The sequence below is a fragment of the Agrobacterium sp. DKPNP3 genome, from assembly GCF_052686535.1.
The window spans coordinates 1-9344 of the sequence record NZ_JBQYSN010000137.1; the positions used below are offsets into that span (position 1 = coordinate 1).

Genomic DNA, 9344 nt, shown 5'->3' on the forward strand with positions numbered 1-9344 from the left:
CCACGAACAGCAGCGCGATGATGATGCCAAGGCCGAGCAGCGCCAGCCGGTTTTCCGAAAAACGCCGCCAGATCACATAGGCGCGACCAAGCCGCGCCTGCCTGCGCGAGGCCGGCCGGTCGGAGAGCAGCCATTCGCGGCTGTAGGGTTTTATCGTATCTGTCGAAATCGTCATCGGCTGCGCGTCCTTGGATCGAGCGTCCGGTAAAGCAGATCGGAGAAGAGATTGATGCCGACGAAGATGGCGCCGATCACGATCGTGCCGCCGAGAACGGCATTCATATCCGCATTCTGCAGGGAATTGGTGATGTAGAGGCCGAGCCCCGGCCAAGCGAAGATGGTTTCGGTCAACACCGAACCTTCCAGCAGGCCGGCATAGGAGAGCGCAATCACGGTTACCAGCGGCACCGCGGCGTTGCGCAGCGCGTGGAACCAGATGATCCGGGTTTCCGAAAGCCCCTTGGCGCGGGCCGCAACGATATATTCCTGGGCGAGCTCGTTCAGCATGAAGGAGCGCGTCATGCGGCTGATATAGGCCAGCGAGAAATAACCGAGCAGAGAGGCCGGCAGGATGATGTGGCGGAAAAGATCCCACAACACGTCCCATTGCCGCTGCCAAATCGCGTCGATCAGGAAGAAGCCCGTGACCGGCGTGAAGGTGAATTCATAGACGATGTCCATTCGCCCGGGATAAGCCACCCATTGCAGCCGGGCGTAAAAGACCAGCAGCGCCAGCAGGCCGAGCCAGAAGATCGGCACGGAATAGCCGATGAGGCCGATGACACGCACTACCTGATCGGCAAAACTGCCGCGCTTGACGGCCGCGAGAACACCGAGCGGTATCCCGAAGACGGCGCCGATGATCGTGCCGATCGTGGCAAGTTCGATCGTCGCCGGGAATACCCGCTTGATATCCTCCATCACAGGATTGGTGGTGAGGACGGAGGTGCCGAAATCACCCGAAAGAGCCTGCTTGAGATAGATAAAAAACTGCTGCCAGAGCGGCAGGTTGAGGCCGAGCTGCTCACGCACCCGCTCGACCACATGCGCAGGCGCACGGTCGCCGACGATCGCCAGTGCGGGATCGATCGGCACCACGCGGCCAATGAAAAATGTGACCGCCATCAGCCCCAGAAAGGTGGTGATGACGGTGACGGCGAAGCCGAGAATGGCCTTCGCACGGGCGTTGGCACGGCGTTTGCCCTGCCTCGCCCGGCTGTTTGCTTCAACGATGCTCAAGAGACCGACCCTTCCGGATCATTCCTTGGAGATCGTGTAGACGTAGTTGGTGTCGAAGCTCGGACCGAGCTTCAGGCCCTTCAGCTTGTTCGAATAACCGGCAACTTCCGTCTGCTGGAAGATGATAACGAAAGGACCCTTCGCCAGGACTTCCTTCTGCAGGTTTTCATAGATGGCGGCGCGCTTGGCGCTATCCTTTTCCAGCAGAGCCGACTGCGTTTCCTTGGTCAGATCAGGAACATCCCAGGCATTGCGCCAGGCGAGCGTCTTGTTCTTGCCTTCATCCGAATTGTCGTAGTTGATTGTGAAGGTTTCCGCATTCGAGTTCGGGTCGAAATAGTCCGAACCCCACTGGCCGATGTAGATATCGTGCGTGCGGGCGCGGTACTTCGTCAGCGTCTGCTTACCGTCGCCGGGGATGATTTCGAGCTTGATGCCAGCCTGTGCCAGCGTCTGCTGCACGCTTTCGGCGATGCCGGTCACCGGCTGGGTGTTGCGCACATCCATGGTCACCGTGAAGCCGTCCTTCAGGCCTGCCTTCGCGAGCAGTTCCTTCGCCTTGGCAACGTCCAGCTTGTAGGGATTGTCGTTGAGCGCGCCCAGCTGGCCCTTCGGCAGGAAGGTCTGGTGAATTTCGCCGATACCCTTGATTATCGTCGCGCCGATCGCGTCATAGTCAACGAGGTATTTGAAGGCTTCGACGACTTCGGGCTTCTTCAGGTTCTCGTTCTTCTGGTTGAGGCTGAAGTAATAAACGGTGCCCTTGGGCGCGGAGGTAATCGCGAGACCTTCCTTCTTGGAAACGGCTTCCATGTCACCCGGCTCAAGGTTACGGGCAACATCGATATCGCCATTTTCAAGCGCCAGGCGCTGGCCGGAGCTTTCCTTCATGTGGCGATAGACGACGCGCTTCAGCTTTGGCTTCTCGCCGTAATAGTTCGGGTTGGCCTCCAGAATGACGGCTTCGTTGGCCTTCCAGCCAAGGATTTTGTAGGGGCCGGAACCGGCATAACCGGTCTTCAGGAACTCGTTGCCGAAATCGGTATCATATTTGTAATCGGCGCTCGGGGTAACCGATTTCGCCTTCTCCATGACCAGCTTCTTATCGACCACCGAAGCGACGGTCGCAGTGAGCACGTTCAGCACAAAGCTCGGCGCATAGGGCTTGTCGACTGTCAGTACGAAGGTGTTCGCGTCTGTTGCCTTCGCCTTTTCGTTGACGTTGTCGCCCTTGAGGCCGAACTGAGTCAGCAGGAAGGCCGGCGACTTGTCGAGCTTGACGGCACGTTCAAACGAGAAGGCTACATCGTCAGCGGTGACCGGATTGCCGGAAGCGAACTTCAAACCGGACTTCAACTTAAATGTATAGGTCAAGCCATCCTCAGAGGTCGTCCAGCTTTCGGCGAGGTCGCCGACAACCTTTGAAGTGTCGTTGAGATCGATGGACACGAGCTTGCTATAGGTGTTGCCGGTAACTTCGGCAGCAGACAGTTCGAAAGCCTCACCCGGATCGAGCGTGATGATGTCGTCGATGGCGAAACCTTCGACCAGCGTATCGGCCGGCGTGGCGGCAAAAGCATGCGGTGCAGACAACATCATCAGCGACAGGGCAGCGCTGGTGCTGAGGATCCGCATGGATTTGTTGAGCGATTTGATCATAGGATCTCCCCTTTTGTTATGAGATTGATTTGGTTCGCTTAAACTGTTTATCAGGCCGCTTCGTGCCAGGCCTCAGACAAAACGCGCAGCCAGTTTTCCCGGCATATTTTTGCAAGTTCTCCATCACCGTAGCCTGCCGATTTCAGCGCCGCAACCAGATTGTGGTTGCCGCTGGCATCGGTAATTCCAACCGGCACGGTCGCGCCATCGAAATCCGATCCGAGCGCCACGCAGTCGATGCCCATCCGCTCCACCATGTAGTCGATATGGCGCACCATATCTGACAATGGCGTATCGGCGATGTCCCGCGCATCGTCTCGCAGCATAGTCACGGCATAGTTGAGGCCGACGAGACCGCCGCTTTCCTTGATGGCATCCATCTGCCGGTCAGTGAGATTGCGGGCGACCGGAGTGAGCGCATGCGCATTGGAATGGCTGGCGATCAGCGGCTGGTTGGTGGTCTTTGCCACATCCCAGAAGCCCTTTTCGGTAATATGCGCGAGATCGATGAGAATGCCGAGGCGATTGCATTCCTTCACCAGCGCAAAACCGGCATCGGTAAGACCTGGCGCGGTATCGGGCGACATGGGATAGGAAAAAGGAACGCCGTGGCCGAAAATATTGTGCCGGCTCCACACCGGGCCGAGCGAACGCAGGCCGGCAGCGTAAAACACCTCCAGCGCGGCGAGATCGGCGCCGATCGCCTCGCAGCCTTCCATATGCAGCACAGCGGCGAAGATATCCTCGGCAAAGGCCTTACGGATGTCGGCCGTGGAACGGCAGAGCCGCCACGCGTTAGCCTGATCGAGCCGCAGGGCAATCGCCGCCTTTTCCATGGCAATATCAAGGGAAGGCAGGCGCTCCAGCGGCGCAGCGAGCGGCGTGTCGTAGTGCCCTTGCGCGTCGGGTTCCTGCAGGATCAGATCGCCGGAAGGAATATAGATCGCGCAGATGCCGCCGGCCAGACCGCCTGCCCTCGCGCGTGGACCGTCGATATGACCTTCCCGAGTACCATTTTTGAATTCGGCCACGGGATCGGCACCGGCCTTGCTGTTGCGCCACAAACGAAGCAGCACATCATTATGACCGTCAAACACTGCATGCATGGGAAGAAATTCCAGTAATCGGCAAGAACAAAGGGAGCGGGCAGACGCCGGGATGACACCGCGCGAAAGCAAACCGGCGCAATTTTCACCGACCGCTATTGTCTGTCGGAATTGATCTTAGGACGATCTCCCGGAGCTTCGCAAGACGGAAATTAGGCACCGGTGAAATTATCACCACTTGCCTTTTGCCGGAACCTGCGCTTCGTCAAGCGCGCCAACCGCCTTCCGCTTTCCTGAGCAACGGCGTCGCGAAAACACCCCTCACCCGTTCCGGCCACTCCGGCCCGAAAGCGGCGATTCTTTCCCGCCAGCGATCCGATTGCAGCATGGCCGCGCCGATGACGGCGGGCCGAATGCCGGAGGCCGCCAGAAGTGAAAGACCCGATATGATGGAACTACCGCTGGAGATGACATCATCCACCAGCGCCACTCGCGGGCCCTCGATCAAGGGCAGCATCCGCGGATCGATATAAAGCCGCTTTTCCTGCCTCGTCGTGATGGAAGACATCGGCACCGACAGCTCATCCAGATACCAGAATTTGCGCGAGGTACCGAGCGGTACATAACGGGAGTGACCGAGATGGCGGGCAACGGCGGCGGCGAGCGTCAAGCCCAGCGTTGGCAGGCCGATCACCACGTCGGGGCTGAAGGGCGCGAGCCTGGCGGCAAGATCGGCGGCCAGCGCCTCCAGCACCTCAAACGAGGCCTGATTGACGATGAGCGAGGCGAGCGCATGCTCACCATCCGCAAGCGGCCGAATGGGCAGGCAGATCTGTCTCTTGTCATCCAGTTCCGCCGGAAAGAAACCGGAATGCAGCCCCGCTGTTGCAAAGGTGCCGGGTGGATGAATATCCTGCCAGAACTCGTGCGGCGTGGCGGGAGACTGGGCGGCGGGCGATGCGGATGACGGCATCGGTTTTCCTTTCAGGATTGGGATCGCAGGGCGGATGCGGTTTTCAGCCGCCCCAAATCCCTTTCGACATAGTCGGCATTTCAGCAACCGCAAACATGCGGCGGGTTCATTTCATTGGCTTTTTCCGCTAGAACGGAAACAAAGCAACAGGCATTCGGGCAAACCCACCTATGACGCGGGTTTTTCCCACATTCAAGGACAAGCTTCCCATGAGACTGCTGGACCGGATCGGCGAGGACCTGCCATTTCTGACGGAGCTTCGTCATGATCTGCACGCCCATCCGGAATTGGGTTTCGAAGAGGAGAGAACGAGCGCCATCGTCGCCGATCTTCTCGAGCGCGCCGGGCTGAAGGTGCATCGCGGTCTTGGCGGCACCGGCGTTGTCGGCACGTTGCAGGTGGGCAACGGCACCCGCAGCATCGGCCTGCGGGCCGACATGGATGCGCTTGCCATGCCGGAGGTGCCCGAGCGGCCCTATAAATCGAAATTTCCCGGCAAGATGCATGCCTGCGGCCATGATGGCCACACCGCCATGCTGCTTGGTGCGGCACGTTACCTCGCCAAGACCCGTGATTTTTCCGGCACCGTGCATTTCATTTTCCAGCCAGCCGAAGAAGGCCGCGGCGGCGCGAAAAAAATGGTCGAAGACGGGCTGTTCGACCTTTTTCCCTGCGATGCGGTCTATGGCCTGCACAACATGCCGGGGCTGGGCGTTGACGAAATGGCCGTGGTTGAAGGCCCGCAGCTCGCCTCTTCCGATAGTTGGCGCGTCACCTTCAAGGGCATCGGCACCCACGGCGCCAAACCGCATCTCGGCCGCGACCCGGTAACAGCGGCCGGCACGTTCCTCACCTCGCTGCAAAACATCGTCGGCCGCGTCATCGATCCGCTGCAACCGGCCGTCGTGAGTGCCTGCTCGGTGCAGGCGGGCGACCCGAAGGCGCTTAACGTCATTCCCGATCTCGTCGAAATCGGCGGCACGGCGCGCGCCTATGCGGCAGATGTGCGCGACCAGCTGGAGACGGAGATCGGTCGGCTGGCAAAGGGCACCGCGGCGATGTTCGGCATCGAGGCGCATTACGAGTTCATCCGCCGCATTCCGCCCGTCATCAACGAGGCGGACGCGACGAGGCGGGCTCTACGCGCCGCCAAAACCGTCTTCGGCAACAAAGCCCGCACCACCTTCCCGCCCTCGACCGCCGGCGACGATTTCGCCTTTTTCGCGGGGCAAGCTCCCGGCTGCTATGTCTGGCTCGGCAACGGCCCGGCGGTGGACGGCGCGCTGCACCACAACACCTCCTACGACTTCAACGATGCGGCCATCGTGCCCGGCGTGGCATTTTGGGCGACATTGGTGGAGCAGGAACTGGCGGCGGAATAGACCCATCTTGCTGCCCGCCGTTTTTCGAACGGCAACATCTCGGACGCTTGTGGCGAATCATCCGGCGCGGTAAATTCCGCGCACAGGCTCGACCTAAGCCTCCCCCCTCCTTTCGGGGAAGCATTCGACATGCGGGGCAATCTCATCATTGAACCATCTGTTCGGGCATTCGCATAAGGAGGGATTGCGTTTCAGACCCGCAATAGAGGTCTTGTGATGAAACTTTCTACTCCGATTTTTCAGTTGAAACGACGGGCCAAACTTATGGTCCGAAACAATGCCATTCCCCTGCATGAAGCGCTGGACCAGATTGCGCGTGAGGAAGGATTTGCACGGTGGAGCCTCCTTTCCGCTCACATTGCGGCGGGCTCCCTGTCCGAAGACCTGTTCTCGCGCATCGTGGATGGTGACATGCTTCTGCTTGCCGGCCGGCCAGGCCAGGGTAAGACAGCGCTTGGGTTTGACCTTTTGCGCGCGGCAGCCGACGACGGGAGGCAGTCTGTTCTTTTCACGCTCGAAATGACGGAGAAACAGGCAAGGAAGCGTATCGAAAAACACGCGGCCGGTCAGAGAGAAACCGAGATCATGACATCGGACGAGATATGCGCGGATTACATCATCCGCCATTTGTCACCGGCCACACCCGGCACCTTCGCCGTCATCGATTACCTGCAAATACTCGACCAGCAGCGGCACAAGCCGGACCTGTCGCAACAGGTAACCGCCCTTGGGGAATTTGCACAAAAGACCGGCGTCATTTTCGCATTCATCTCGCAGGTTGACCGCTCGTTTGATCCTGAAGTCAAACGGCTTCCAGATATGCGCGATATCCGCCTCCCCAACCTTCTGGATTTGGGCCTCTTCACCAAAGCCTGCTTTCTCAACAATGGCGAAACGCAGCTTCACAATGTGAACTGATATGCTCCGGCTGCCACGACAGGGACACCGCGGCAGCCGGTCCTGACGTCCTTATCCCAAAACCTCGATCACCGGGGTTTCCATCACCTTGCCCGTTAGAACATCGGCGATGCCCATATCCGTCTGGTGGGGGCCGATATTGCAGGCGAGCGTGGCGCCGAAGCAGGCTTTGAAGACGAGATAGGGTGGCTGCCATTCCACCACTTGGCCGACAGCGTCGCGTACCTCCTGAAAGCCCCGCGCCACCTCTTCGAGGGGCGCATCGGAAACGAGGCCGGAGAGCGGCAACGGGAGAACTGCAGTGACCTTGCCTTTGGAGGCGACGGCCATGCCGCCGCCGGTCTCGATCACTGCATTGGCCGCCAGCGCCATGTCGTCTGCATTGCCACCGAAAACGGTGAGGTTGTGGCTGTCATGCGAGACGGTGGTGGCGAAGGCGCCCTTCCAGCGTCCCCAGCCCGTGAGGAAACCGGTTTTCGTGACGGGCTCGGCCTTGCCGTGGCGGTGGGTGACGGAAATCATCGTCGCCCCCTCGGGCGGAACGACGAAACCGTCCTTCACGTCGGCCTCCACCTTCCCCCATTGCGTGAAGCGCGGGCGGTCGATGGTGGCGAGGCGGACCTTTTCGCCTCCGGATTTAACTCGGAAGTCGTCTGCCGAGCGCGACGGCAGCTTCATCGAGCCTTCGAGCGCCGTTGTATCACAGACGTGAGCGTCTACGATCATGCGCCCGTATTCCGCAACAGCCTTTCCCCCGGCCAGGACGTGGCGCGCCGCGAAACCGCTCAAATCCTCAAAAACGACGATATCGGCGCGGCGACCGGCGGCGATGAGGCCTAGATCGGAGCGGCCGAGCCTTTGGGCGGCATTCAGTGTTGCGGCGCGCAGCGCCCATTCGGGCTTCAGGCCATAACGTACAAGACGGCGCACCACATCATCCAGCCCGCCGCCCTTGAGCAGGTCGTCGGGGAAGACATCGTCGGTGCAGAGTGTCACCGTCTGTGGCAGGTGGCCGAGCTTATTCAGTGCCTCCACAAATTCCGGCAGCAGGTGATCGTGCGAGCCGCGCAGCTCGATCGTCAGCCCTGCCCTGAGCTTCGCCATGAGGTCTTCGCCCGAGACCAGTTCATGATCGGAAGAGACGCCCGCCGCCATGAAGGCATTGAGGTCGGCGCCACCAAGACCGCGTGCATGGCCGCAGACCAGTTTCCCAGAGGCAAGTCCGGCCTGCACGATGCCGCTCATGCGCGGATCGCGTTCGATGACGCCGCGCATGTTCATGATTTCCGCGACGCCGCCGATTTCCGGCCAGGAGAGGAGATCGGCGAGAGTAGCGGCGTCGAAATCCGCACCGCCACGCTCCAGCCCCGGTGCCGACGGCACACAGGAAGGGGCGAGCAGAATGGCGCGCAGTGGCAGGTTTTCGATTGATTTCGCCGCCCAGCGTACGCCATCGACACCATGCACATTGCCGAATTCATGCGGGTCCCAGACGATGGTGGTGACGCCGCGGGCGACAACCGCTGCCGCATAGGCTGCCGGCGTGATCATCGAGCTTTCGACATGCATATGCGTGTCGATCAGCCCCGGCGACACGTAGCCCCCGCCCGCGTCGATCAACTGCGCGGCATCCCTGCGGCTTATCGGTTCGTGCACGCTGGCGATCAACGCACCGACAATGCCGATATCGGCGGGGCGAAGCTCGCCCGTTACCACGTCCAGTAATGTTCCGCCGGTGATGAGAATGTCAAAAGGCTGATCGCCACGCGCGGCGGCAACCGCACGGGTGCGCAGGGCCTCATTGTTGAGATCGGCGGGTTCCGCCAGGCGGACTTTCGCGCTCATCGGGCGGCCTCCCGGCGCAGTGCCTCCAGTATGGCCACCTTCGCGGCTACAGCATCAACGGTCACGGCAAACTGGGCGTTAAAGCCTGTCACCTTCTCCGCACGTGCCTCGACCACGGTCCTTCCCCGCGTCAGCGAGGCATGGAGCTCGACATCGATGCGCGCCTGCTGCCAGCCAAGATGATCGGAGGTGAAGCCGACTGCGGCGACGGGATCGTAAAGCGCCATGGCATCTCTGCCGCGGCTGGTGGCAATGCCGATGAAACCTTCCAACAGATCGGCA

The 9344-nt window shown here is 60.4% G+C and carries 7 protein-coding genes and 2 pseudogenes; 2 read left to right on the forward strand and 7 right to left on the reverse strand.

The features are described from left to right. The 5 genes and pseudogenes from ACUTJJ_RS23585 to ACUTJJ_RS23605 form a co-directional block, all read right to left on the reverse strand. Positions 1-175: pseudogene (locus ACUTJJ_RS23585) on the reverse strand (D,D-dipeptide ABC transporter permease); the annotation flags it as partial. Beyond that, positions 172-1239 (reverse strand): ABC transporter permease, encoded by a 1068-nt coding sequence (locus tag ACUTJJ_RS23590; RefSeq protein WP_063946956.1) that lies wholly within the window; start codon positions 1237-1239, stop codon positions 172-174. The gene ACUTJJ_RS23590 and the pseudogene ACUTJJ_RS23585, both read right to left, overlap by 4 nt. Before the next feature lie 18 nt (positions 1240-1257). Continuing rightward, a complete protein-coding gene (locus ACUTJJ_RS23595) occupies positions 1258-2898 on the reverse strand; it encodes an ABC transporter substrate-binding protein (RefSeq protein WP_445543616.1) in 1641 nt (546 codons plus the stop codon). Positions 2899-2948: 50 nt separating this feature from the next. Then, positions 2949-4004 carry a dipeptidase gene (locus ACUTJJ_RS23600; protein WP_063946954.1) on the reverse strand — a complete coding sequence of 352 codons (1056 nt, stop codon included), beginning with the start codon at positions 4002-4004 and terminating at the stop codon, positions 2949-2951. A gap of 205 nt (positions 4005-4209) precedes the next feature. After that, the gene (locus tag ACUTJJ_RS23605; protein WP_063946953.1) at positions 4210-4917 is read right to left on the reverse strand and encodes a phosphoribosyltransferase; all 708 of its coding nucleotides are present in this window, start codon (positions 4915-4917) and stop codon (positions 4210-4212) included. A 209-nt stretch (positions 4918-5126) separates the two neighbouring features. On the opposite strand from ACUTJJ_RS23605, the gene ACUTJJ_RS23610 reads away from it, so the two are divergent. Both ACUTJJ_RS23610 and ACUTJJ_RS23615 read left to right on the forward strand, forming a co-directional pair. Next, on the forward strand, positions 5127-6299 hold the full coding sequence (locus ACUTJJ_RS23610) for a M20 aminoacylase family protein (RefSeq protein ID WP_445543617.1): 1173 nt from the start codon (positions 5127-5129) through the stop codon (positions 6297-6299). A gap of 216 nt (positions 6300-6515) precedes the next feature. Then, entirely contained in the window at positions 6516-7217 is a 702-nt protein-coding gene (locus tag ACUTJJ_RS23615) for a DNA helicase (RefSeq protein ID WP_063946952.1), read from the forward strand. 51 nt (positions 7218-7268) lie between these two features. Here ACUTJJ_RS23615 and ACUTJJ_RS23620 read toward each other — a convergent pair whose 3' ends face one another. Then, a complete protein-coding gene (locus tag ACUTJJ_RS23620; protein ID WP_445543618.1) occupies positions 7269-9062 on the reverse strand; it encodes an adenine deaminase in 1794 nt (597 codons plus the stop codon). Continuing rightward, a pseudogene (locus ACUTJJ_RS23625) lies at positions 9059-9344 on the reverse strand (nucleoside hydrolase); the annotation flags it as partial. The pseudogene ACUTJJ_RS23625 and the gene ACUTJJ_RS23620, both read right to left, overlap by 4 nt.